At 61.1% G+C, this 24,060-nt stretch carries 18 protein-coding genes; 3 read left to right on the forward strand and 15 right to left on the reverse strand.

Going from position 1 to position 24,060, the window contains the following annotated elements:
- Positions 1 to 506: 506 nt before the first annotated feature.
- The 7 genes from AKL25_RS11450 to AKL25_RS11480 form a co-directional block, all read right to left on the reverse strand.
- A complete protein-coding gene (locus tag AKL25_RS11450) occupies positions 507 to 1,841 on the reverse strand; it encodes a hemolysin family protein (protein ID WP_050477806.1) in 1,335 nt (444 codons plus the stop codon).
- A gap of 242 nt (positions 1,842 to 2,083) precedes the next feature.
- Positions 2,084 to 2,806 carry a hypothetical protein gene (locus tag AKL25_RS11455; RefSeq protein WP_050477807.1) on the reverse strand — a complete coding sequence of 241 codons (723 nt, stop codon included), beginning with the start codon at positions 2,804 to 2,806 and terminating at the stop codon, positions 2,084 to 2,086.
- Between the two features lie 255 nt (positions 2,807 to 3,061).
- On the reverse strand, positions 3,062 to 4,480 hold the full coding sequence (gene hydA, locus AKL25_RS11460; protein ID WP_050477979.1) for a dihydropyrimidinase: 1,419 nt from the start codon (positions 4,478 to 4,480) through the stop codon (positions 3,062 to 3,064).
- Between the two features lie 173 nt (positions 4,481 to 4,653).
- Positions 4,654 to 5,379 (reverse strand): maleate cis-trans isomerase family protein, encoded by a 726-nt coding sequence (locus AKL25_RS11465; RefSeq protein WP_050477808.1) that lies wholly within the window; start codon positions 5,377 to 5,379, stop codon positions 4,654 to 4,656.
- Between the two features lie 17 nt (positions 5,380 to 5,396).
- Positions 5,397 to 6,188, reverse strand: coding sequence for an ABC transporter ATP-binding protein (locus tag AKL25_RS11470; RefSeq protein WP_050477809.1), 792 nt, complete (start codon positions 6,186 to 6,188; stop codon positions 5,397 to 5,399).
- Between the two features lie 10 nt (positions 6,189 to 6,198).
- Positions 6,199 to 7,014, reverse strand: a complete 816-nt coding sequence (locus tag AKL25_RS11475) for an ABC transporter permease (RefSeq protein ID WP_050477810.1) — start codon at positions 7,012 to 7,014, stop codon at positions 6,199 to 6,201.
- Positions 7,015 to 7,066: 52 nt separating this feature from the next.
- Entirely contained in the window at positions 7,067 to 8,125 is a 1,059-nt protein-coding gene (locus AKL25_RS11480) for an ABC transporter substrate-binding protein (protein WP_050477811.1), read from the reverse strand.
- 355 nt (positions 8,126 to 8,480) lie between these two features.
- Here AKL25_RS11480 and AKL25_RS11485 point away from each other — a divergent pair, with 355 nt between their 5' ends.
- The 3 genes from AKL25_RS11485 to AKL25_RS11495 all read left to right on the forward strand — a co-directional run bounded on the left by AKL25_RS11485 (position 8,481) and on the right by AKL25_RS11495 (position 10,670).
- Positions 8,481 to 9,248, forward strand: coding sequence for a GntR family transcriptional regulator (locus AKL25_RS11485; protein ID WP_050477812.1), 768 nt, complete (start codon positions 8,481 to 8,483; stop codon positions 9,246 to 9,248).
- A 134-nt stretch (positions 9,249 to 9,382) separates the two neighbouring features.
- Positions 9,383 to 10,204 carry a TorF family putative porin gene (locus AKL25_RS11490; protein WP_050477813.1) on the forward strand — a complete coding sequence of 274 codons (822 nt, stop codon included), beginning with the start codon at positions 9,383 to 9,385 and terminating at the stop codon, positions 10,202 to 10,204.
- Between the two features lie 31 nt (positions 10,205 to 10,235).
- Positions 10,236 to 10,670: a hypothetical protein gene (locus AKL25_RS11495; protein ID WP_050477814.1), complete on the forward strand. Its 435-nt coding sequence runs from the start codon at positions 10,236 to 10,238 to the stop codon at positions 10,668 to 10,670.
- Between the two features lie 2 nt (positions 10,671 to 10,672).
- Here the strand turns inward: AKL25_RS11495 and AKL25_RS23725 are convergent, their stop codons facing one another.
- The 8 genes from AKL25_RS23725 to AKL25_RS11535 all read right to left on the reverse strand — a co-directional run bounded on the left by AKL25_RS23725 (position 10,673) and on the right by AKL25_RS11535 (position 24,049).
- Positions 10,673 to 12,580, reverse strand: coding sequence for a methyl-accepting chemotaxis protein (locus tag AKL25_RS23725; RefSeq protein ID WP_050477815.1), 1,908 nt, complete (start codon positions 12,578 to 12,580; stop codon positions 10,673 to 10,675).
- Between the two features lie 106 nt (positions 12,581 to 12,686).
- On the reverse strand, positions 12,687 to 13,388 hold the full coding sequence (locus tag AKL25_RS11505) for a response regulator (RefSeq protein WP_050477816.1): 702 nt from the start codon (positions 13,386 to 13,388) through the stop codon (positions 12,687 to 12,689).
- 5 nt (positions 13,389 to 13,393) lie between these two features.
- Positions 13,394 to 16,108 carry a DUF4118 domain-containing protein gene (locus tag AKL25_RS11510; RefSeq protein WP_205627240.1) on the reverse strand — a complete coding sequence of 905 codons (2,715 nt, stop codon included), beginning with the start codon at positions 16,106 to 16,108 and terminating at the stop codon, positions 13,394 to 13,396.
- An 839-nt stretch (positions 16,109 to 16,947) separates the two neighbouring features.
- Positions 16,948 to 17,526, reverse strand: a complete 579-nt coding sequence (gene kdpC / locus AKL25_RS11515; RefSeq protein ID WP_050477818.1) for a potassium-transporting ATPase subunit KdpC — start codon at positions 17,524 to 17,526, stop codon at positions 16,948 to 16,950.
- A gap of 25 nt (positions 17,527 to 17,551) precedes the next feature.
- On the reverse strand, positions 17,552 to 19,615 hold the full coding sequence (gene kdpB / locus AKL25_RS11520) for a potassium-transporting ATPase subunit KdpB (RefSeq protein WP_050477980.1): 2,064 nt from the start codon (positions 19,613 to 19,615) through the stop codon (positions 17,552 to 17,554).
- A 122-nt stretch (positions 19,616 to 19,737) separates the two neighbouring features.
- Positions 19,738 to 21,522 carry a potassium-transporting ATPase subunit KdpA gene (gene kdpA / locus AKL25_RS11525; protein WP_050477819.1) on the reverse strand — a complete coding sequence of 595 codons (1,785 nt, stop codon included), beginning with the start codon at positions 21,520 to 21,522 and terminating at the stop codon, positions 19,738 to 19,740.
- Position 21,523: 1 nt separating this feature from the next.
- Positions 21,524 to 21,613 carry a K(+)-transporting ATPase subunit F gene (gene kdpF, locus AKL25_RS11530; RefSeq protein ID WP_007883498.1) on the reverse strand — a complete coding sequence of 30 codons (90 nt, stop codon included), beginning with the start codon at positions 21,611 to 21,613 and terminating at the stop codon, positions 21,524 to 21,526.
- A gap of 288 nt (positions 21,614 to 21,901) precedes the next feature.
- Positions 21,902 to 24,049, reverse strand: coding sequence for a diguanylate cyclase domain-containing protein (locus AKL25_RS11535; RefSeq protein ID WP_083444661.1), 2,148 nt, complete (start codon positions 24,047 to 24,049; stop codon positions 21,902 to 21,904).
- Between the last annotated feature and the right edge of the window lie 11 nt (positions 24,050 to 24,060).

The following is a 24,060-nucleotide window of genomic DNA, read 5'->3' on the forward strand; positions in this document are numbered from 1 at the left end:
CGCCTCGCCAGGGGTAACTCGCCTGCGGCTTCGTGATTTTCACGTTTTGTCGTCACCATTTAATCCGTCGTCCCAGCGAACGCTGGGACCCAGTGACGTCAGCGCGTCAGCCCACCATCTTCACGACGCTGGGTTCCAACTTTCGTTGGAACGACAAAGCAAAAGAGGCCGGAGAAGTGTGAACCATCTCAGTCCCCTGGCGATGCGCAGCGAGCCAGTCTGGAAGTCCGCTTGAGAGTAGCCGGTGTCAGCAGGTAAAAATCGGAAAAAGAAGGGAAAAATGTCTGAGCGAAGCGAGTTGTTTTCCCTTCCCGATTTTCACCTGCTGGCGCCGGGTACCCCCGAAGGTGGCTACGACCCAGCGGTCGCTTTCTTTGCTTACTTTCTTTGGCGAGACAAAGAAAGTGAGTAGCTGCCGGGCTACCCCCGGCACGGTTGATCGAAGAGAGAAAAACTGAAGCTACCCAATACAGCCAGTCGGAACAAAACACAAAACCAGACCAAACCTATCCCTCCAACTCCCCCACCCACTCCCCATCCTGCATCTTAGGAAAAACCTTCACCAACACAATCTTGGGCCCCTTCATCTTCATCACGACGATGTCGAAAGCAGGAAACTCCACCTTCTGCCCCTCCTTCGGCACCTCACCCAATTTCTCCATCACCAGGCCACCCACAGAGTCGACGCTCTCGTCATACTCAAAGTCGATGCCCAGCATATGTTCCAGCGTGACGATAGGCAGGCTGCCCTTGCCCAGCAACGTGCCGTCGTCCTGGCGCGTCCACTCGTTATTGGTGTGACGGAATTCATCGCGAATCTCGCCCACCAGCACGCTCAGCAAATTGTCCAGCGTGACGAAACCCAAGGGCGGCTGGCCTTTGCGGCCTAGGATCGCGAAGTGCGGGGAACCGGTACGGAAGCGGCGCAGCAGCTCTTGCGCAGACATGCTCGGCGACACATATTGCACCGGACGCAGATACAGGCGCAGATCGGAAATCGCCTTGCCGTCCTGCTGCGCAATGAAGACATCCTTCAGATGCAGCAGGCCCAGCACTTCCTGGCGATCTTCATCGAAATAAGGATAACGGCTGAAACGGTTGCGGTAGATGATCTCGAGATTTTCTTCCTGCGTATTGCCGGCGCTCAGGGCGACGATTTCGTTGGCCGGACGCATCAGATCCATCACCTTCAGATCGCCGAAGTCGAGCGACTGCGCCAGCACGTTCCATTCATCGCGCGTGAACTTGCCTGCCGCCTTGCCGCCGCCGCGCAGGATGAGCTTGAGCTCGTCTGAGGAATAGTGCGAATCGTGGCCGTGCACGCCGCCCAGGCCGGAAACACGCAAGACCCAGTTGGCGCTCAGGTTGAGCAGCCAGATCGCCGGATACATGGTCCAGTAAAAACCGTACAGCGGCATCGCGCACCACAGGCCGATGCGCTCGGGGTTACGGATGGCCATGGACTTCGGTGCGAGTTCGCCGACGACGATGTGCAGGAAAGAAATGATGACGAAGGCAAAGACGAAGGAAACGCCGTGGATCAGTTCCGGCGAACTCACGCCGATGACCGCGAACACCGGCTCCAGCAGGCTGGCGAAGGCCGGCTCGCCGATCCAGCCGAGCCCCAGCGACGCCAGCGTGATGCCTAGCTGGCAGGCCGACAGATAGGCGTCAAGTTGATTGTGGACCGTGGCCAGGATGCGTCCGCGCAAACCCTGCGTCTTGACGATGGCCCTGATGCGGGTCTGGCGCAGTTTGACCAGACCGAATTCTGCTGCGACGAAAAAACCGTTCAGCGCGACCAGAAAGAGGGCCGCGACGATCAGTAAGATGTTTTCCAACGAGGGTACCTATTGAGTAGTGAAGAAATTACGCATGCCGAAGAACAGCTAACAAAACAGCGCGAAGTCCGCCGGGTGGAACCGCGGATGCGCAATGAAGAAATCGCAAGCGGGAAAAACTGCGAAAGTTTTGTTAGCTGCTCTTGCGTGTTGCTGCAAGCGCAAGACGTAATTTACCACGACCGCCGGGATTGTCAGAAAACAATGTCAATCCGGCAAGCCGGATTGACGGGACGGCACGATCAGCGACGCAGCTCAGGCGTGATGAAACGCAGTCCCAGCACCACATAACGGCCCTGCGTCTCGCGCCCGAAGGTATTGCCGTAGGTCAGATCCATTTCGACATGGTCCGGCACCAGCTTCGCGCGGATACCGCCCTGATAGCCGGGCTTGCCTTTGTTCTCGCCGAAGACTTCGCCAATCAAGGACAGCCGCTCCATCAGGCGCGTCTCGTTGCCCAGGCCCCAGGTCAGGCGCGTGGTTTGTTCCTTGCCTCTGTGGTTGAAGCCGAGGTTGGTGTGCAACAGCACCGCATCGTCCTTGAAGGAGAACGACGTCAGCAGTTTGGAATAGTAATTCCACGAACGCCGGCGAGCTCCGTCGCTGTCGTCGCCGCTGTCGGTCTGGCGCACCACGCCGCCGAGCATGCCGACGCCATAGCTGTTGGCCGACATTTCCTTGAACACGGTTTTACCCTGCAGCTGGCTGTTCGAAAGATACATGCCGTTGGCGTCGCGCTGCCACGAGTTGCCCCAGGAAACTTCCAGATTACCCGTGAGGTTGCACGAGGGATTGAGCCAGCGCTCGGTGCCGTCGCGATTGAATTTACCCCAGGCTTCCAGCTGACATTTGTTGGCGTCGAGCACTTGCGCGTCATCGACATTCATTGCACCGGCAGCATGTGCCGACTGCATCCCCAGCAATCCATGGACGGCCATGGTTGCGATCATGAGTTGTTTTTTCATGTATTACCCCGTCTTTAAAAATCTGACGCCGCCATCGGAAGGCGGTGTCCGGCGTGATGCTAGCACCATGCCTTCTACAGGGGCAATCAGAAATCGAACGCGAGCCGGAGATTTTTAAATACGAGGACGAAATAACCACAATGGCATGCCAGGGTCACACTTCTCCATGCGTAGAAGTGTGACCCTGGTATCGAATATTTACTGTGTTGAGAGTGCTTATCGTTTACGAGCAGTGCACGCGAGCCGTCAGACCGGTCAACGTTTGCGCGGCCGCGCCGGATCCGGCAAACCGCATTTCAGGAACTCGCCGCGACCGATGACGCCCTGCGGATCCTTGCCGTCGTACACCACCTCGCCGCGCGACAGTGTGGTCGTCGGCCAGCCGGTCACCATCACGCCTTCATACGGCGTGTAGTCGACGTTGTGATGCAGATGCTCGTTGGCGATCACGACTTCCTTGTGCGGATCCCAGATCGCGATGTCGGCATCGGCGCCGATGGCGATGGTGCCCTTCTGCGGATACAGACCGTACATCTTGGCCGGATCGGTCGCCGTCAGTGCGACAAAGCGATTGAGGTCGATGCGACCCTTGCCGACGCCTTCCGAAAACAGCAGCGGCAAACGCGTTTCCAGCCCCGGTGTGCCGTTGGGGATGTAGCGGAACGGCACTTCCTTCCCGCCCGGCATCTTGCCCTTGGGATCGGCGTAACGGAACGGCGCATGGTCCGACGAGAACACCGTGAACAAGCCGTTTGCCAGCCCGTCCCAGATGTATTGCTGATTCTCCTTGTCGCGCGGCGGCGGGCTGCAGATGCATTTGGCGCCGTGATAGCCCTCCTGGTCGAGGTCGTCCGCCGTCAGCATGAAATACTGCGGACACGTCTCGGCATAGATGCGCAGGCCGTGACCGTGCGCCCAGCGGATTTGCTCGATGGCTTCCTTGCCCGAAACGTGCACGATCAGGATCGGCACATCGACCAGTTCCGACAGCGCAATCGCGCGATGCGTCGCCTCACGCTCGACCAGCATCGGCCGCGACGTCGCATGATATTTCGGCGCCGTCAGGCCGGCGTCTTCCAGTTGCTCGGTGAGCCAGGCAATGCAGTCGGCGTTTTCCGCATGGATCATCACCATTGCACCCTCGCGCCGCGCGATGGCCAGCACGTCGATGATCTGGCGATCGTTGAGCTTGAGGTCGTCGTAAGTCATGTAGATCTTGAACGAGGTATAGCCTTCGCTGATCAGTTGCGGCAGCTCTTCCTTCAAGACCTTTTCGGTCGGGTCGCTGACGATCATGTGGAAGGCATAGTCGATCACCGCCTTGCCTTCGGCGCGGCGATGATAGTCTTCCACCGCGGCGCGCAGCGATTGCCCCTTGGCTTGCGCCGCAAACGGAATCACCGTCGTGGTGCCACCGCATGCCGCCGAGATCGTGCCGCTGCGAAAATCGTCGGCCATCTCCAGCCCCTCTTCCATCGGCTGGTCGAGATGGCAATGTGCATCGACGCCGCCCGGCAGCACCAGCTTGCCGGCGGCATCGATCTCTTGCCAGCCGCGCGCCAGATTGCGCCCCAGCGCCACGACCTTGCCGTCGACGATGCCGACATCGCATTGCATGATGTCGGAGGCGGTGGCGACGGTGCCGTTGCGGATTACCAGGTCAAAGTCTTCCATACTGACTTCCATTCAATTTTTATAAATGCTCCGTGAATCTGTTTCAGGTCCGTAGCGAGAGGGTGTCAGTGAGGTGAAGAGCAGCGCAGGAACCGGAGTGTACTCAAGTACACGAGGATTCCGAGCAGCGCATGAGCCTCACTGGCGCCCTCGCAGTAGGAGCTGGAATAGATTCATACATCGCGGAACAGGCTGCCCCAGTTGCGAATACGCGACGGATCCGATCCCGCCTGCCTGAGCGATTTCCACACCACGGTGGAAATGGTGTCGTAGATCGGGATGCCGACTTCGCGCTCCAGCTCTTCCACCAGCGGCGCGCCGCGCAGGTTGGTGCAGAAGATGGTGATGGCTTGCGGCTTTTCCTTGGCGACCTCGCGCACCATGGCGCGCAACTCGTCGGCGCCGACTTCGGAGAACGAAAAATTGTCCTGCTTGCGCAGATGGCGTTCGGCGATGCATTCCATGCCGGACGCCGCGTAGTTCTTGATGATCGCCGCCTGCACGTCGTCCAGGTAAGGCGTCACCAGGCCGAAGCGCTTGACGCCGGTGATGTCGAAAATCTCATTCAGCGCCAGCACCGAGGTGCAGGCCGGGATGCCGGTCGCTTCGGTGATGCGGCGGCACAGGCGTTCGTCGGCGTCGAAGCCGAGCCAACCCGACGAGGTGCCGTTCCAGCCTATGCTTTGCACCTTGGCGTGCGACAGCAGTTCGGCCGCGCGCAGGATTTCACTGTCGTCGAATTGCGCCAGCGCCTGGTTCGACAAGGCGATCTCGGTCACGCGGAAACGGCCGAAGTGCGCGCTGGCTTCTGGGATGTCAGCGATCATCGCGGTGGTGACCGGCTCCAGCGTGGTGTTGGAGGACGGCGTGAGCATGCCGAGCAAAGTACGTTGAGTCATGATGGTTTCCTTGAAATCTATGCAGCAAGTTTGACGGCATCGGCGTGGGCCAGCGCGGATTCTTCGCGGATCAGGCTCAGCACATGGCGTTTGTATTGATTGAATTCGGCGCTCGTGGTGTCGCGCGGCCGCGCCAGGTCGATGTCGATCAGGTCGCGGATGCGGCCCGGCCTGTGCGTCATGACGGCGACCTTGGTCGCCAGCACCAGCGCTTCGTCGACGCTGTGCGTGACGAACACGATCGTACCCTCATAACGCTGCCACAGCGTGACCAGCTCTTCCTGCATCTCCATCTTGGTCTGCGCGTCGAGCGCGGCGAAAGGCTCGTCCATCAGGATCACCGACGGATTCTGCAGCAGTGCGCGGGCGATGCCGACACGTTGCGCCATGCCGCCCGACAGTTCCGCCGGGAAGTGATTTTCAAAGCCCTTGAGCTTCACCGTTTCGATGAAGGGCTGGGCCGCGGCGCGGCGCTCGGCGGCGCTCTTGCCCTGCAGCTTGAGCGAGAACGCGATGTTGTCCCATACCGGCAGCCACGGCATCAGGTTGGCCTGCTGGAACACCATGCCGCGATCGGCGCCGGGACCGGTGATAGCCTTGCCGTCCACGATCACGCTGCCGGAAGTCGGATGTTCGAAGCCGGCGATCATGTTCAGCAGCGTCGACTTGCCGCAACCGGACGGACCGAGCAGGCAGAGGAATTCCTTCTTCTCCAGCTTCAGCGTGACGTTGTCGATGGCGAGCATATCTGTGCCACGTTTTTTGTCCTTGAAGACCTTGACGATATTGTTGAGTTCGATGAATGCCATGCTGTTCTCCTTAGGCTTTGCCCTGCACCGTCGCCACATGCTGCCAGCGCAGTACCGAATTCATGATCAGTTTCAAGATCAGGTCGGCCAGATAGCCGAGCAGGCCGATGCTGATCATGGCCGCGATCACCAGGTCGTAGCGCAGGAAGTAATACGAATCCCACAGCGCGTAACCGAGACCGCTCTTGACAGCCACCATCTCCGCCGTCACGGTCAGCATCCAGGCGCTGCCGATGCCGATGCGCAGACCCGCGAAGATGCTAGGCATCGCCGCCGGCAGGATCACGAAGCGCAGCAGCTGGCCCTGATTGGCGCCGGCCATCGCCGCCGCGCGCAACAGGTTGCGGTCGGAGGTTTTGACGCCGTGCACGGTGTTCATCAGGATGGGAAAGAACGCGCCGAGGAACACCAGAAAGATCGCCGGCTTGTTGGCGATGCCGAACCAGATGATCGCCAGCGGGATCCACGACACCGGCGGAATCGGCCGCAGCATCTGCACGGTCGGTTCGATGGCGCGCTCCACCCAGCGCCACCAGCCGATCGCCACACCCAGCGCAATGCCGGAAATCGCCGCAATCAGATAGCCGGCCGTGACGCGCATGCAACTGGCCATGGCGTCGAAAATCCAGCGGCCGCTGCTATCCTGCGCCGCTTCGCTATAGCCGAAGATCCAGTCCATCCAGGTCGCGAACACGCGCGACGGCGCCGGCAGCAAGGAAGCAGGGATCGCCCCCGAACGAGAAAACGCTTCCCAGAACAACACCAGCAAAACCGGTACGGCGAACCGCCACTTCGCCTCCGACAAGGAGCGCATCAAACCATTCATTGTGATCACCTGCTTTCTATCCAGTTAAATCCGTCGCGTACAGTCTCAGGGATCAATAACCCAGTTCGGTCTTCGGCTTCTTGGTGACTTCCATCAAAAAGCTGTAGTCCATGTTCTTGTCGATCTGCGCCGAGACGTCGGTGGAGATGTACTTCAGATCCTTCATCATGGTGCCGATGGCTTGGGTCTGCGCACGGTACATCTTGTAGTCGGGATAGGAATTCTTCAGCGCTTCGGTGGCGACGGTCTTGTCCAGGCCGGTGCCCTTGACGATGCTGGCGACCCAGGCGCCCTTGTCCTTTTGCAGGTTGTCGACCAGGCGCACCACGGCGGCGACCGTCTCCTTCACCTCGGCCGGATGCTCCTTGATCACATCCGAACGGGTGACGATCAGGTTGGTCAGGCGACCGGCGGCTTGCTTGTAGGGAAAGGCAAAATGCTTGCCGACGCCCGTCATGCGGATTTGCGAGGCAAACGGTTCAACCGAGCAGATCAGCTCGACTTCGCCGCGCTGCAAAGCAGCGGCATGGTCGGAGGGATTCGGAATATTGACGAACTGCACGTCCTTGCTCGGGTTGATGCCGTTCAGGGCCAGCTCGCCGCGCATGTGCAAATCCTGCGCATTACCGCGCGAGGCGGCGATGCGGAACGGCTTGCCCTGCGCCTTGTATTCCGCGATCAGTTTCTTCAGGCCGGCCCAGTCGTCGGACGCCAGCGCGGTGTCCTTGCCGATCAGCATTTCAGAGCCGCCATTGACCTGGCCCGACACCGCCACCAGATCGAAGCCCTTGTCGAGGCCGCTGACGAAAGACAGGTAAGTCACCTGCGCAATATCCACGCTCTTGGACACCAGCGCAGTCAGCGCATCGCTGCCGGCGGTGAAGTTGATGCCTTCGATATCGACATTCTTTGCCAGCTCAGGCACCAGCGCCATGGACATGCAGTGCGCGCACTTGGCGTAGGCCAGCTTGAATTTGGGCTTGGACTGGGCTTGCGCCGAACCGGCGAAAGCCAGGCTGCACGCCAGGCCGAGCGCCATCGCAGCGGTGCGGAAGACGAACAGGCGTGATGTTTGCTGCGTGCGTTGTGCTTGTTGTGTGTTGTATTGCATGGTGACTCTCCCGTAAGTAAGGTAATCAATGAGACAGTGAATAAGCAACATCCAGTTAAATTGTGACAATTCAATTTATTGATTGCGACAATGCATGCAATACCTGTGCCAGGACATGTTTTGCTGGAAATCGCTTTTGCGGAAGGCAGGATCGCCCCGAAATCACCGTCATCGCCCAGCGTTCAGGATCCACGCTGGTGCAAACCCGGAAAAATCAAACCAAATCAGTGCGACAAAATATTTTATAAATGTAGGGAAATTTTTTTCAAATTGTGACAATATATCTCCACAAAATTGACTCCCATCGGACGCATGCGCACCGCATGTCCATGAGACACTTATTCAGGACCATGCAATGACCAGCACCACCACCGCCAAAGCCGGCACAGCAAGAAAGAAAACCGTCAGCAAGCCGGAAAACAGCCCGCTCCCGGCGCAGGCAGTCAGCGCCCGGCCGATGGCGGGCGACATCATTTATGAGCGCATCCTCACTTCCATCATGGAACACCGCCTCACGCCCGGCACCAAGCTGGTGGAAGAAAAGCTGGCCGGCATCTTCAACGTCAACCGCACGCGTGTGCGCGAAGTGCTGGCGCGCCTGAGCCATGAAGGCCTGATCACCACCATCCCGAATCGCGGCGCCTTCATCGCCAGCCCGACGCCGAGCGAAGCGCGCGCCATCTTTGCCGCGCGCCGCCTGATCGAGCCGGCGCTGCTGCGCCATCTGTGCGAACAGACCAAGCCGGAACACGTGGCCCAGCTGCGCGACCATGTCGCCCAGGAAGCGCAGGCGCGCGAAGCCAACGACCGCCGCGCGATCATCCGGCTGTCGGGCGAGTTCCACATCCGTATCGCCGACATGGTCGACAACCCGGTCATGAGCAAGATGATGCGCGAGCTGGCGTCGCTGACCTGCCTGATCATCGTGCTGTACGACTCGCCCACCGTACCCGCCTGCACCCACGACGAACACGGCGACATCATCAACGCCATCGCCGCCGGCAATGCCGAACAGGCGGTGGCGTCCATGATCGAACACCTGAACCACATCGAAGCGGTGCTCGACATGTCGGTGCCGCCGAGTGAAGAGGAAGATCTGGAAGCGGTGCTGGGTGTGATGTAAGCCGCCGCCGGCAGTAAAAAATATCGCTGCTTTTTATGCGATGTTTATTCTGCGGAGCTGAAGTTTTATAAGAATTAAACGCCGCTTTTTTTATCTTGTAGTCCACATCAACCTGACATGTGGAGTACAAGAATATGACATCCCCGAAGAGCTTTCCCCTGGCGCTTGGCCGCCTGCTGGTGCTGACCGCAGGCGCGGCTGCCTTGCTGCAGGCCTTGCCGTCGATGGCGGCTGACGGCAGCGATACGCCCGCAACTGCGGCAACTACAGCAACTGCAGCGCCTGCTCCGGCTCTCACCACCAGCGCCAACATCGGCCTGTACAGCCAGTACGTCTTCCGCGGCCTGACGCAAACCAATGAAAGACCGGCCCTGCAAGGCGGCTTCGATCTCTCGCACGAAAGCGGTCTGTATGCCGGCATCTGGGCCTCCAACATCAGCTGGATCAGCGACGCCACACCGGGCGCTTCGGCCAGCCTGGAAGCCGACATCTACGGCGGCTTCAAGTATCCGTTCAACGACACGCTGACCGGCGACGTCGGCTTCCTGCATTACGCTTATCCGGGCAGCTTCCCCAGCGGCTATACCAAGGCCGACACCAACGAGCTGTATCTCGGCCTCGACGCCAAGTGGATCTCGCTGCGTTACTCTTACGCCCTCGGCAACACCTTCGGCAGCCCCGACACGCGCGGCTCCAACTACATCGATCTGTCGCTGACGCATGAACTGTTCGCCGGCATCAACGGCGTGGCGCATGTCGGCCATCAACGCTATACCGGCCCTAACGCATCCAACCTGTCATACACCGACTGGAAGCTCGGCCTGAACCGCGACTTCTCCGGTTATGTGCTGGCCGCCTACTACACCGGCACCAACGCCAAGGACGCCGGCTACACCGTCAAGGGCAAGAACCTGGGCCGCGACCAGCTGGTGCTGGCGGTGTCGCGCACGTTCTGATCATTCGCATCCATTTGTTCCGGAGGCCGCCATGCGCCACTACCTCATCCCCTCTCACAAGCATGTTCTTCGCGATCTGCTGGACGCCGCGGCAAAGCGCCGCGACCGCCGGAAGAAAGCCGCGTGGGGCGTGATGCTGGCGGTGATGCTGGCGGTTATGCTGTACTTGGCGCTCGGCCTGCAGCAAGCGCATGCGGTCGTCCCCTACCGATCGCCGGAAGATTACGGTCCGTCGATAGAAGCCAGGAATCACCTGCCCGCCTGCCGCCGCGCCGCCGTGGATACCATGGCAGCGACCACCAACGGCGCGGCAGGCGGCAAGATAGAAAGCGAGAGTTTCGTGCAACGCGGCGACGCGGAATATTTCCGCTTCGTGCTGCGCAACGGCAGCCGGGAAGTGCTGGTCATCTGCGACGGACGCACGGGCGTGGTCCGTCGGCAGATCGACATCTGGGGGGATCTTTAGGTTTACGCGCCGATGACATCCATACCGGGAACTTTGAAGAAGGCTATCGACCGGCGCAGCTTCTCAGCCTGTGCGCTCATTTCTTCCGCAGTCGCTGCCAGCTCCTCCGAACCGGCGGCATTGTGCTGCACCGTCATGCTCAGTTGCGCCACCGCAGAATTGATCTGGCTCACGCCGGACGATTGTTCGACACAGGAGCGCGCCATCTGCAACACCAGTTCCGAAGTCTTACGGATATCCGGCACCAGGCTTTCCAGCAACTGGCTGGATTGCTCGGCCAGTTCGACGCTCTTGTCGGCGACCTCGCTGATTTCCTGGGCAGCGGTCTGGCTGCGTTCGGCCAGCTTGCGGATTTCTGCGGAGACCACCGCAAAACCGCGGCTTTGGCCGCCTGAGCTAGCCGCTTCGATCGCGGCGTTCAATGCCAGCAAATTAGTCTGATAAGCAATGTCGTCGATCACTTCCACCATCTTCGCAATGCGCTTCATGGCCACCACGGTCGAGCGCACTGCCGTACCGCCCTCGCCTGCGCCAGTGGCGGTCTTGCCGGCAAGCGCATCGGTCACGCGCGCGCTGGTGGCGTTCTGCGCGATCGAGGACGACATTTCCTCCAGCGAGGCGCTGGCCATTTCTATGCCCGAGGCCTGTTCGTTAGCGCCCTGCGACAGCGACTGCGCGGTGCCGCTGATCTCGCGCGAGGCATCGGCCAGCACGCCGGCGCCTTCGGCGACATCGGCCACTACCAGCGACAACTTATCCACCATATCCTTCATGTGATACACCAGACTGGAGCTGTCGTTGGCGGCAATGTCTATCCTCGTGGTGAAATCGCCCTGCGCCACCTTGCTCAGCGCCGCGATCACATCGGCCGGCTCGCCGCCCAGCTGGCGCACCAGGCTACGGCAAATCATCCAGCCGAACAAGGCCGCCAGCATCGCGATCAGCACCACGCCGCCGGTCAGCAGATTGCGCAATTTCTCCTGTTGGGCGATACGCTGGTCGATCAATATCTGCATCTGATCTGCGGCCAGAAAGGCGGTCCGATATTGCTGATCGATGGCGCCGCTGGTTGTGGAGAAATAGTCCATCGGCGTCATTGTGAGCGTGTCCGGCGCAGCGATGTTGTCGCGCGACAGGTCCAGCATGGCGCGGCCGCGCGCGATGGAAGTCTCCGAGCTTTGCCCCAGTTGCGCTTTCAACGCCGGGACCGCTTCATAGGTTTTGTCGAAATAGCGCAGCACGCTGCGGCCATACAGGCGCGTACTGGCGATCAGGCTGTGCATGACTGCGCGCCCTTCGTCGTCGATCTGACCGGCAATCAGATAGCGCACGCCGGCGCCGCGCACTTGTCCCAGATATTCGCCGTACTGCGGCAGGTCGAAATAGACGGCATGCACGAGGTAATAGATTCCCGGATCGGAATCCAGCGTCAGCCCGTAGCGGTCGGCGATCTTTTCGCTCAACAGCAACAGGTTCTGGCACAACTGGCTGTGACGCGCGAAGCTGTCCGCCTGCGTCACGCCGTGCTTGGCGACGGCTTTGGACAAGTCATTCCATTCGGTGCGGATTTTTTGCAGCGAGGGCATTGCTTCAGGAAAGCCGCGTTGCAGCGACTGCGCCAGGTCATCCAGGGCCAGATTGCCTTGCCGCTCCGCTTCAACGCGCTGGTCGTCCATCTGGCCGGAGACCAGGAAGGCGGTCGACAAGGCGCGATGCTGCTGCACCCGCTGCAAGGCTTGCAGCGCTTTCTTGCCGGGTTCGAGCCCGGCGCGCTCCATCTGCGAAACAGCGATGTTTGTATTGGCGCCGTCCACAAACAGATAAAGCGGCGGCCCGACCAGCAACAAACCCATCACCCCCAGCAAAACCATGCGTTGCCACAGTTTTACCCGCTGCAAAAAGCGCGTCATGAAACACTCCTGTTTTCTTCTTGACAAGCAGTCTATCAAATCAGGAGTAAAAAAAGAGCGCCCATTTGGTGCTCAGACCGACATCCGGCCAAGGTTTGACGTATTTTTACGCCGGCTCGGCGTTTATCACCCGATAACCGACACCGATTTCGGTCAGGATGTATTTGGGCTGCGCCGAGTCTTGCTCCAGTTTCTGGCGCAGGCGCTGCATGTAGATGCGCAGGTAGTGATGGTCTTCCGTATGCGACGGTCCCCAGCCTGCCGCCAGCAGCTGGCGATGGGTGATCACGCGTCCGGCGTCGCGCAGCAATGTGGAAATCAGGCGGTGCTCGATCTGGGTCAGATGCACCGGCTCGCCGCCTTTGCTCACGGTGCGCGCCGGCAAATCGATCACCAGATCGCCCAGGCGAAAGCGTCCGGTGGCGGCGCTGGCCTGGCTGCGCCGGCGCAATTGGGCGCGGATGCGCGCCAGCAGCTCGGGCACGCCGAACGGCTTGGTCAGATAGTCGTCGGCGCCGGCGTCGAGCGCGGCCACCTTTTCCGCCTCCTGCGTGCGCGCCGACAAGATCACGATCGGCACGTCGCTCCATGAGCGGATATCGGCGATGACCTGCTTGCCGTCCTGGTCGGGCAGGCCGAGGTCGACGATCACCAGATCCGGCTTGCGGGTACCGGCTTCCACCATGCCCTCGCGCGCGGTGCGCGCCTCATGGACGATGAAGCCCTCTTGTTCCAGCGCGCCGCGCACCAGCTTGCGGATGTGGGCGTCGTCTTCGACGAAAACGATATTGCCTGCGTGATCCAACATGATCGTTATTCCTCTTCGGGTAAGGCCGGTGGTTGTTCAAGCGGCAGAGTAAAACAGACGCGTGCACCGCGACCTGCATCGCCTTGCAACGCCCGGATGGCGCCGCCATGCGCATCGACGATGGCGCGGCAGATCGCCAGGCCGAGGCCGACGCCGGGTGTGCTCGATTCCGTGTCGCCACGGGTAAATTTTTCAAACGCGCGTTCTTCCATCCCGGCCGGGAAACCCGGACCGCGATCGATCACGCTGATTTCCATCATGCCGGCGTTGGCCCTGGCGTCGACCACGATGATCTCGCCGGCCGGCGCGTACTTGACGGCGTTCTCGATCAGATTGGCGAAGACGCGCTCGATCAGCACGGCATCGAAGCGCACCAGCGGCAAATCGGCCGGCAGATGCGTCTCGACGCGGCGCTCGCCCAGTGTCTTGTTCAGCAGGCGCAAGGCGGTGCCGACGACTTCTTCGATCGAGTTCCACTGGCGATTGAGCGTGATGCCGCCGGATTGCAGGCGCGCCATGTCGAGCAGGTTTTCCACCAAGCCGGACATGCGCTGCGATTGTTCGCTGATGGTGATCGCCATCTCGCGCTCGTCGGCGCCCAGCGACGGTTGCCGCGCCAACGCTTCGGCGCTGCCGACCAGCGAGGTCAGCGGCGTGCGCAGATCATGCGAAATCGCCGACAGCAAGGAATTGCGCAGGCGCTCCGACTCCATCGTCAGCAAGGCGTCCTGCGCTACTTCGGCGTAGTGCAGGCGTTCGATCGCCATGGCGATCTGCGAACAGAAGATTTCCAGCATCTGCCGGTTCTCCGGCAAGGCCAGTTGCAGCGGATCCTCGGCGACAAAAGCCAGCACGCCGCGCGTGCGCATGGTGGCGTTCAGCGGCAGGTAGAGCGCCTGCGCCGCCGGCAAGGTGGCCGTGCCGCGCCCCGCCGCCTGGTCATTGTCGTAGACCCATTGCGCCACGCCCAGATCGATCTGCTGCAGGGCATGCGCATCGTGTTGTTCCGGCGCGGCCACGCGCACGTGCTCGCCGCTGTCCGGCAGACAGAAAGCCGTCTTCGCGCCGAACACCGCGCCCAGATGACGGCGGCCGATTTCCAGGATCTGCTCCAGCGTCAGCACCGCCGCCAGTTCCTTGCCGAGCATGTAGAGATTGCCCGCGCGCGCTTCGCGCAGCATGGCGACGTTGGCCTGGTGCCGCATGCGCGAAGCCAGCGAACTGATGAACAGCGACACCGCCAGCATCACCAGCAAGGTAATCAGATACTGCGCGTCCGAGACGCTGATGGAAAAACGCGGCGCCACGAAAAAGAAATCGAACGCCAGCACGCTCAGGATCGATGCCAGCGCCGACGCCGACCTGCCGTAGCGCACCGCGACGATCATGACGCCGACCAGGTACAGCATGATCACATTGGCGGGATGCAGATAGGCGATCAGCCACCACGCCAGGGCGGTAGTCACGGCGCAGCTGACCGTCGCCCACAGATAGCCGCGACGGCGGCGCAGGCGTCCGCTGTCGTCGCGCCTTCCTTCGTCCACCGTCTTGCGGCTGTCTTCCTGTTCCGAGCCTGCGGGACGCGCCACGGTATAGACGTCGATGTCCTTGCCGGCGGCGGCGATGCGCTCGGCCAGGTTCTTGCGCCACCATCGTTTCCAATGCGTCCAGCCGCCACCATGCGATTGACCGATCACCAGCTTGCCGGCGTTGCGGCTGCGCGCAAATTGCACCAGCGCCTGCGCGACGTCTTCGCCGGTGATGCTGGCAGTTTCCGCGCCGAGCGATTGCGCCAGCTTGAGATTCTTGAGGATACGTTCGCGCCCGGCCAGCGTCACTCGCGGCCAGCTCGGCGCATCTACATGCACCGCCAGCCAGTCGGCCTGCAGCTTGGCCGCCAGCCGCGCCGCGGCGCGCACCAGCTTGTCTTCGTCGGCGCGCGCGCCGATAGCCACCACGATGCGCTCCTTGGTTTGCCACAGCTGCACGATCGAGCGGTCGGCGCGGTACTCGCGCATGTCGGCATCGACGCGATCGGCGGTGCGGCGCAAGGCGATCTCGCGCAGCGCCAGCAGATTGCCTTTGCGGAAAAAATTGCGCCCCGCCTTCTCTGCCTGTTGCGGCAGATAGACCTTGCCCTCCTTGAGACGCTGCAACAACTCGTCCGGCGGCAGATCCACCAGCGTGACGTCGTCGGCTTCGTCGAAGACGTGATCCGGAATCGTCTCATGCACGCGGATGCCGGTGATCTGGCCGACCACGTCGTTGAGGCTTTCGATGTGCTGAACGTTGACCGTGGTGTAGACGTGGATGCCGGCGTGCAGCAGTTCTTCGATGTCCTGCCAGCGTTTGGCGTGGCGCGAACCGGGCACGTTGGAGTGCGCCAGTTCGTCGACCAGGATGACATGCGGTTTGCGTTCGAGCGCGGCGTCGAGGTCGAATTCGTAGAGCGTGCGGCCGCGGTATTCGGAGGCGCGCAGCGGCAGGCGCTCGATGCCTTCGAGCATGGCTTCGGTGTCGGCGCGGCCGTGGGTTTCGACGATGCCGGCGACGACTTCTTCGCCTTGCTCTTTGAGGTTTTGTGCGGCGGCGAGCATGGCGTAGGTTTTGCCTACGCCGGCTGAAGAGCCGAAGAAGATCTTGAGCCGGCCGCGCGCCTGGCGGTCTTCGTCGCGCATGACGCGGTCGAGGAGGTCGTCGGGGTTGGGGCGGGTGGGCATGGTGGGGGTATTGTAGTTGGAAATGGGCTTTTTTCGGGTGTGTTAGTGACGTTTAGAGTGTTTGTGTTTTGTTCCGACTTGGTGCTTGTTGTTACTGATGCTGTTCTTTCTTCGGACGACCGTGCCGGGGGTAGCCCGGCGGCTACTCACTTTCTTTGCTTCGCCAAAGAAAGTAAGCAAAGAAAGGCGACCGCGATTCGTAGCCCCCTTCGAGGGTCCCCGTTGATGCCACGCACAAATCGGGAAGGGAAAACAACCCGCTTCGCTCAGACATTTTTCCCTTCTTTTTCCGATTTATGCATGTCACCAACGGCAACTCATAAGCGGTAACGGCCCCAGCGGCTCGCCTTCGGCATCGCGCTGTCAAACGTGCAGCGAGGCTTTTTTACGCCGTCGTCCCAGCGAACGCTGGGACCCAGTGACGTCAGCGCGTCACCCAACCATCTTCACGACACTGGGTTCCAACTTTCGTTGGAACGACAAAGTTAATTAGGCCCAAGAAGATGAAACCACCTCCATCCCCTGGCGATGCGCAGCGAGCCAGTCTGGCAGTTCCGCTTGGAGCCAGCCGGTGATGCGATGCGAAAAATGGATTAAGAAGGAAAAACTGTCTGAGCGCAGCGAGTTTTTTTCCTTCCCATTTTTTGCTTCGCAGCACCGGACACCCCCGAAGGGGGCTGGATCCCGCGGCCGCCTTCTTTTGCTTACTTTTCTTGGCGGAGCAAGAAAAGTGAGCGGCTGCCGGGCCGCCCCCGGCAAACCCGGCCCGTCCGGAGAACAAAATCCGAAGCTACCAAAAAGCAAAAGCAAGCAAACAAAAAACAATAAAACAGAACATATCAAGTTTTGCTCAACGCATCCAACGCCAGATTCAACTTCAACACATTGACCCGAGGCTCCCCGAACAAACCCCATTGCGGCGCCTCAGTCTGCGCCTTCACCATCTCGCGCACCTTGTCCAGAGACAAACCCCGTGCCTGCGCGACACGCACCACCTGATACTCCGCCGCCGCCGGACTGATCTGCGGATCCAGACCACTAGCCGACGAAGTCAGCAGATCCACCGGAATCTCGCGGGCAGAGCCGGGATTGGAGGCCTGCAAAGCCTCGGCCCGTCCCTTCGCGGCATCCACCAGCGCCGGGTTCAGCGGACCCAGGTTGCTGCCGCCGGAAGCCATGCCGTTGTAAGGGAACGTGCCCGTCGCCGAGATGCGGCCCCAGAAGTACTTGGGCTCGGTGAAGTTCTGGCCGATCAGTTCCGAGCCGACCGGCACGCCGTCGCGCACGATGACGCTGCCGTTGGCTTCCTTGGGGAAGAAGGCCTGCCCGACCAGGGTAACGACGGCAGGATAGAGACCGCCCAGAATCACCGACATGAAAATGAAGAGGGACACGGCGGGACGCAAATAGGTTTTCATGAATAACTCCTTGTACAGAATAAGATCAGGCCAGGCCGAATACGCCGAGCAGCACGTCGATCAGCTTGATACCCACGAACGGCACGATCAGCCCGCCCAGTCCGTAAATCAGCAGATTGCGACGCAACAGCACAGCCGCTCCCAGTGCGCGATAACGCACGCCGCGCAAGGCCAGCGGAATCAGCACGACGATCACCAGCGCATTGAAAATCACGGCCGACAAGATTGCCGACGAGGGATTGTTCAGATGCATGACGTCCAGCGCCGCCAGCTGCGGATACGTGGTGGCGAACATCGCCGGAATAATCGCGAAGTACTTGGCGACGTCGTTGGCGATACTGAAGGTGGTGAGGCTGCCGCGCGTCATCAGCATTTGCTTGCCGATCTCGACGATCTCGATCAGCTTGGTCGGATTGGAATCCAGGTCGACCATGTTGCCGGCTTCCTTCGCCGCTTGCGTGCCGGTATTCATGGCCACCGCGACGTCAGCCTGCGCCAATGCCGGCGCATCGTTGGTGCCGTCGCCGGTCATCGCGACCAGCTTGCCTTCGCTCTGATGCTGGCGGATCAGCGACAGCTTGTTCTCCGGCGTGGCTTCGGCCAGGAAGTCGTCGACGCCCGCTTCGGCCGCAATCGCTGCGGCAGTCAGACGGTTGTCGCCGGTGATCATGATGGTCTTGATGCCCATGCGGCGCAGCTCGGAGAAACGCTCCTTGATGCCGCCCTTGACGATGTCTTTCAGTTCAATCACGCCGAGCACGCGGATGGAACCGGTCGACGCATCGGTCTCGGCGACCACCAGCGGCGTGCTGCCGCGACGGGCGACGATGTCGACGGCGGCGGCGACTTCCGCCGGCACCTGCTGACCGGCTTGCTCGGCCAGTTTGCGGATCGCATCGGCAGCGCCCTTGCGGATCTGGCGATGACCGATGTCGACGCCGGACAGACGGGTCTGCGCAGTGAAGGGAATGAAGACCGCGCCCAGGCTGGCCATTTCGCGTTCGCGCAGGTTGAAGCGCTTCTTGGCCAGCACCACGATGCTGCGGCCTTCCGGCGTTTCATCGGCGAGCGAGGCGAGCTGGGCGATGTCGGCCAGTTCCTGTTCGCTCACGCCGTTGGCCGGCAGGAAGGTCGATGCCTGGCGATTGCCGAGGGTGATGGTGCCGGTCTTGTCCAGCAGCAGCACGTCGACGTCGCCGGCGGCTTCCACTGCGCGGCCCGAGGTGGCGATGACGTTGGCTTGCATCATGCGGCTCATGCCGGCCACGCCGATGGCCGACAACAGGCCGCCGATGGTGGTCGGGATCAGGCACACCAGCAAGGCGATCAAGGCCGTCACGGTGACAGGCGAGCCGCCATGCGCAACGTTGACGCTGAATACCGAGAACGGCAGCAAGGTCACCGTCACCAGCAGGAACACGATGGTCAGCGCGACCAGCAACAGGGTCAGCGCGATCTCGTTCGGCGTCTTCTGGCGCTTGGCGCTTTCCACCATGGCGATCATGCGGTCGAGGAAGGCTTCGCCCGGATTGACCGTGACGCGCACGATGATCCAGTCCGACAGCACGCGGGTGCCGCCGGTGACGGCGGAGAAGTCGCCGCCCGATTCGCGGATGACGGGTGCGGATTCGCCGGTGATGGCGCTCTCGTCGACGGTGGCCACGCCTTCGACCACTTCGCCGTCGGCCGGGACGTAATCGCCCGCTTCGATCAACACAAAATCGCCCTTGCGCAAGGAGCTTCCTTCCGCCAGTTCGAAGCGATCGTTGCGATTTGCCCGTTGCAGCTTCTTGGCCACCACGCTCTTCTTGGCGCTGCGCAGCGATGCCGCCTGCGCCTTGCTGCGGCCTTCCGCCAATGCTTCGGCGAAGTTGGCGAACAAGACCGTGAACCACAGCCAGACCGCGACGGCGAGGATGAAGCCGGCCGGCGCTTCGCCTTGGCCGTTCAGGGCCTGCACATACAACAGCGTGGTCAGGATGCTGCCGAGATACACCACGAACATCACCGGATTGCGCCACTGGGCGCGCGGCGACAATTTGCGGAAGGAGTCGATCACAGCCGGTTTGACGATGGCCGGATCAAACATCCATTTGGTTGCGGACTGTGCACCGGATGCAGGTATGTTCACTTGCGTGGCAGGAACCTTGGCAACCGGGGTAACAACTTTTTTGGCAGGACTATTTGCCATGTTTTTCTCCAATTCAAGCATTAGTGAATCGCCAGCATTTGTAAATGCTCGATCACCGGACCCAGCGCCAGCGCCGGGACATAAGTCAGTGCGCCGACCAGGATCACCGCGCCGATCAGCAGCGTGACGAACAGCGGGCCGTGCGTCGGCAAGGTGCCGGAAGTGGCCGCCAGGCGTTTCTTGCCGGCCAGCGAACCGGCCATGGCGAGCACCGGCACGATGATGCCGAAGCGGCCCAGCCACATGGCGATGCCGGTCATGACGTTGTAGTAAGGCGTGTTGGCGGACAAGCCGGCAAAGGCGCTGCCGTTGTTATTGGCGGCCGAGCTGAAGGCGTACAGAATTTCCGAGAAGCCATGGGCACCGGGGTTGGCGATGCCGGCCAGGCCGTTTTCGACCATCACCGAAATCGCCGTCATCACCAGCACCAGCGCAGGCGTCATCAGGATGGCGATGGACATCATCTTCATGTCGAACACGCCGATCTTCTTACCCAGGTATTCCGGCGTGCGGCCGATCATCAGGCCGGCGATGAAGACCGCCAGCACCGCGAAAATCAGCATGCCGTACAAGCCTGCGCCGACGCCGCCGAAGACCACCTCGCCCAGTTGCATCTGCAGCATCGGCACCAGTCCGCCCAGCGGCGACAGCGAGTCGTGCATGGCGTTGACCGCGCCGCAGGATGCTGCCGTCGTGATCGCCGCGAACAGGCTGGAGGCGACGATGCCGAAACGGGTTTCCTTGCCTTCCATCATGCCGCTGGTTTGCGTGGCGTGCGCCGCAGCAAGCGCCGGATTCGGTTGTTGCTCGAAGTACATCACCGTCAGCGTCATCACGATGAACAGCAAGGTCATCGCCGCCAGAATCGCCCAGCCCTGGCGACGGTCGCCGGCCAGCATGCCGAAGCTGGTGCACAGCGCGGCGGGAATGATCAGGATCGCCAGCATCTGCACGAAGTTCGACAGCGGTGTCGGATTCTCGTAAGGGTGCGCCGAGTTGGCGTTGAAGAAACCGCCGCCGTTGGTGCCGACCATCTTGATCGCTTCCTGCGACGCGACCGGGCCCATCGGCAAGGTTTGCTTGCTGGTCTTCATTTCATCGACCAGCGGGGCGCCCTTCTCATCCTTGAGCGGCTGGCCTTGCGGATCCAGGCGCGGCACGGTGTAGGCGGTGGTTTCCAGCGTCGACACTTCGACATAGGATTTGAAGTTCTGGATCACGCCCTGGCTCATCAGCACCACCGCGACCAGCACCGACAGCGGCAGCAGGATGTACAGGCTGGAACGCGTCATGTCGACCCAGAAGTTGCCGATGCTCTTGCTGCTGTGGCGTACGAAACCGCGGATCAAGGCAAACGCAACGGCAATGCCGGTGGCCGCCGAGACGAAGTTTTGCACCGACAGCGCCAGCATCTGCGTCAGATAGCTCATGGTGCTTTCGCCGACATAGCCTTGCCAGTTGGTGTTGGTGACGAAGCTGACGGCCGTATTGAACGACGAGTCGGCGCTGACGTTGGCCATGCCGGCCGGGTTCAGCGGCAACCACAGTTGCAGGCGTTGCAGGGCGTAAACGACGAACAGGCCGACCACGTTGAACAGCAGCAGCGCCAGCGCGTACTGCTTCCAGCCCATGTCGGCGTCGGCGCGGATGCCGCACAGACGGTAGAGAAAATGCTCCATGCCGCCGAACACGCGATTGACGGCGGACTTGCCTTCCATCACGCGGGCGATGTACCAGCCCACCGGTACCGACAGCACGAGCAGGACGACCAGATAGATCGCCAGTTGGGTAATTGAGGCAGTCATGTCAGAAAGCCTCCGGTTTGATCAGAGCGTAAACGAGATACGCCAACAGGCCGACCGATACCGCCAGCCCCAGAATTTGCATGACGCTCATTGCATGTCCTCCAGCTTCTTGCAGGCAACCACAAATGCCCACATCGCGACGCTGCAAGCCAGCAAGCCGCCGATATATACGAAATCCATGTCCTACTCCCTTGATGAATGCTTACGAGGCAAACGATATGGGGAAGGGCATCAAATCCGGATAAAACTATCGGCGGGCGGTATAAATTTTGTGTAAACAGACGAGCGGCGGAATGCGATCCGCCGGGCAAGGACGAGAGTCACGAGGGGCTGGTGAAGAGGAGATGAAGGCAGGCTTGACTGAATGGCACTACGGCGTTTACGCCGTATTTTCTTCCGTGCTCCACTCGACGCGGTTCTTGCCTGCCTTCTTGGCGGCGTACATGGCCTTGTCGGCGTGCGCGACCAGGCTGTCCTGGGTGGTGTGCTGGCCCGGGTCGTAGATGGCCACGCCGATGCTGCTGGAGACGTTGACGGTGGCCGCCTTCAGGATGAAGGGGCGGCGCATCGTCAGCAGGATTTTTTCGGCGACCGCCATGGCGTCGGCGACGGAGTGCAGGCGCTCAAGGATGACGGTGAATTCGTCGCCGGCCAGGCGCGCCACGGTGTCGACTTCGCGCACAGAGTCGATCAGCCGCTCGGCAAACTGCACCAGCAACTCGTCGCCGGCTTCGTGGCCGTACTTGTCGTTGACGCCCTTGAAACCGTCGATGTCCATGAATAGCAAGCCCATCTGCTGCGGCTCGCGGATGGCGCGCGCCATGGCTTCCGGCAGCTTTTGCGTAAACGCGCGGCGATTCGGCAGGCCGGTCAGGATGTCGGTCAGCGCCATTTCCTGCAGCGAGTTGCGGAAGGCCTGGCGGTCGGTGATGTCGTGCAGGAAGGCGATGAACAGATGGCCGGTGCGGCGCTGCACGTAGCCGACCGTCATTTCCACCGGCAACTCCTTACCGTCGCGGCGCAGCGCATTGATTTCAATACGGTTGTTGATCACGACGCCTTCGCCGGTGGCGAGGAAATGCTTCATGCCGCGACGATGCATTTCGCGCTGTTCCGGCGGCACGATCATCTCGGCCAGTTCATGGCCGAAGGCTTCCTTGCGCGACCAGCCCAGCAACTGCTCAGCCTGGCGATTCCATTCCACCACCATGCCGTCTTCATCGATGGCAATGAAGGCGTCATGGGCGTTTTCCAGAATCGCGCGCAGCTCGTTTTCGCTTTCTTCCAGCATGATCTGGTTTTCACGCTGGTTATCGAGCGCCTGCTGGAGCGCGATGGCGGTTTCGTGCAGGCGGCTGGTGCGGTCTTCAACGCGCTGTTCCAGGCCTTCGTTGAGCGAGCGCACCTCGCGCAGGTAGTTTTCTTCACGCTGCACCATGGCCGACAGCGTCGACGACAGCAGCTGGATTTCGTAATAGGTGCTGACGGTAGGAATGTGGACATCCTGCGCGCCGGTCGCACGGCGTTCCAGGGCAGCGCTGAGGGCATTCATCGGCGCCACCAGACGGCGCGTGAGGAAGAACGCCAGCAGCATCAGCAACACGCCCACCAGGCAGCCGACAAACAGCACCTGGCGTTCCAGCTCCTTGAAGCCGGACATGGCGACCTGTTCCGGCTGGCGCACCAGCACGGTCCATTTCATTTCGGTGTATTCGCTGTTGAGGCCGGTGCGGGCAAAGCCGGTCAGGTAAGGCTCGCCGGTTTCGCTGATCTCGCGCATGGAACCCGACGGCAGGCGCAAGGATGCCTTGAAGCTGTCAGTGGCGATCTTCTTTTCTTCCAGCTCTTTGGGACCGAGCAGGACGGTACCGTCTTCACGCACGATCATGATTTCGACGTCGTAGCGGTCATTGGCGGGATTGAGCAGTTTCTTGGCGAGATCGCGCGCCCAGGTCCAGCTCAGGTGAATGCCGAGCACGCCCTGGAATTGTCCGTCCGGGCTCATGATCGGGGTGGCGATATCGACGAAGCGCCAGGGATCGTTCATGACCGGCAGCTTCTTTTCCAGCAAGACGGCGGGATGGTAATCGCCGACGAAGAATTCCTTCTGCGCCTGCTGGAACCACGGCCGCTGCGCCACGCTCTGGTTTTCCAGCATGCCATTGGCGGCGGCGAACACGTTGCCGTCCGGCGTGGCGAAACCTATCCAGGCGTAGTTGGGAACATTCTTTTGGAGGTCATTGAAGACGGCGCGCATGCGCGCGGGGTCCTTGGCTTCGCGCACCGAAGGACGTTGCGCCAGGATCTTGACGTCGATATAGCGCTCTTCCATGCTGCGGTCGAGCGCATCCTGCATCTGCCAGGCCAGTTGGTTCAAGCGGGCTTCGGCCTCGCGGCGTGCATAGCTGCGGGTAAACTGGTCCACCAGAATCAACACCGACGTCGTGGTAATCAGCACCGACAGCACCACGCCGATGGTGACCCATGATGAGAGGCTCAACGTCGACGAGATTTTCTTTATGCTCAAGGTGACTCCAG

This window comes from Herbaspirillum rhizosphaerae (genome assembly GCF_001189965.1).
GTDB classification, from domain to species: Bacteria; Pseudomonadota; Gammaproteobacteria; order Burkholderiales; family Burkholderiaceae_D; genus Herbaspirillum; species Herbaspirillum rhizosphaerae.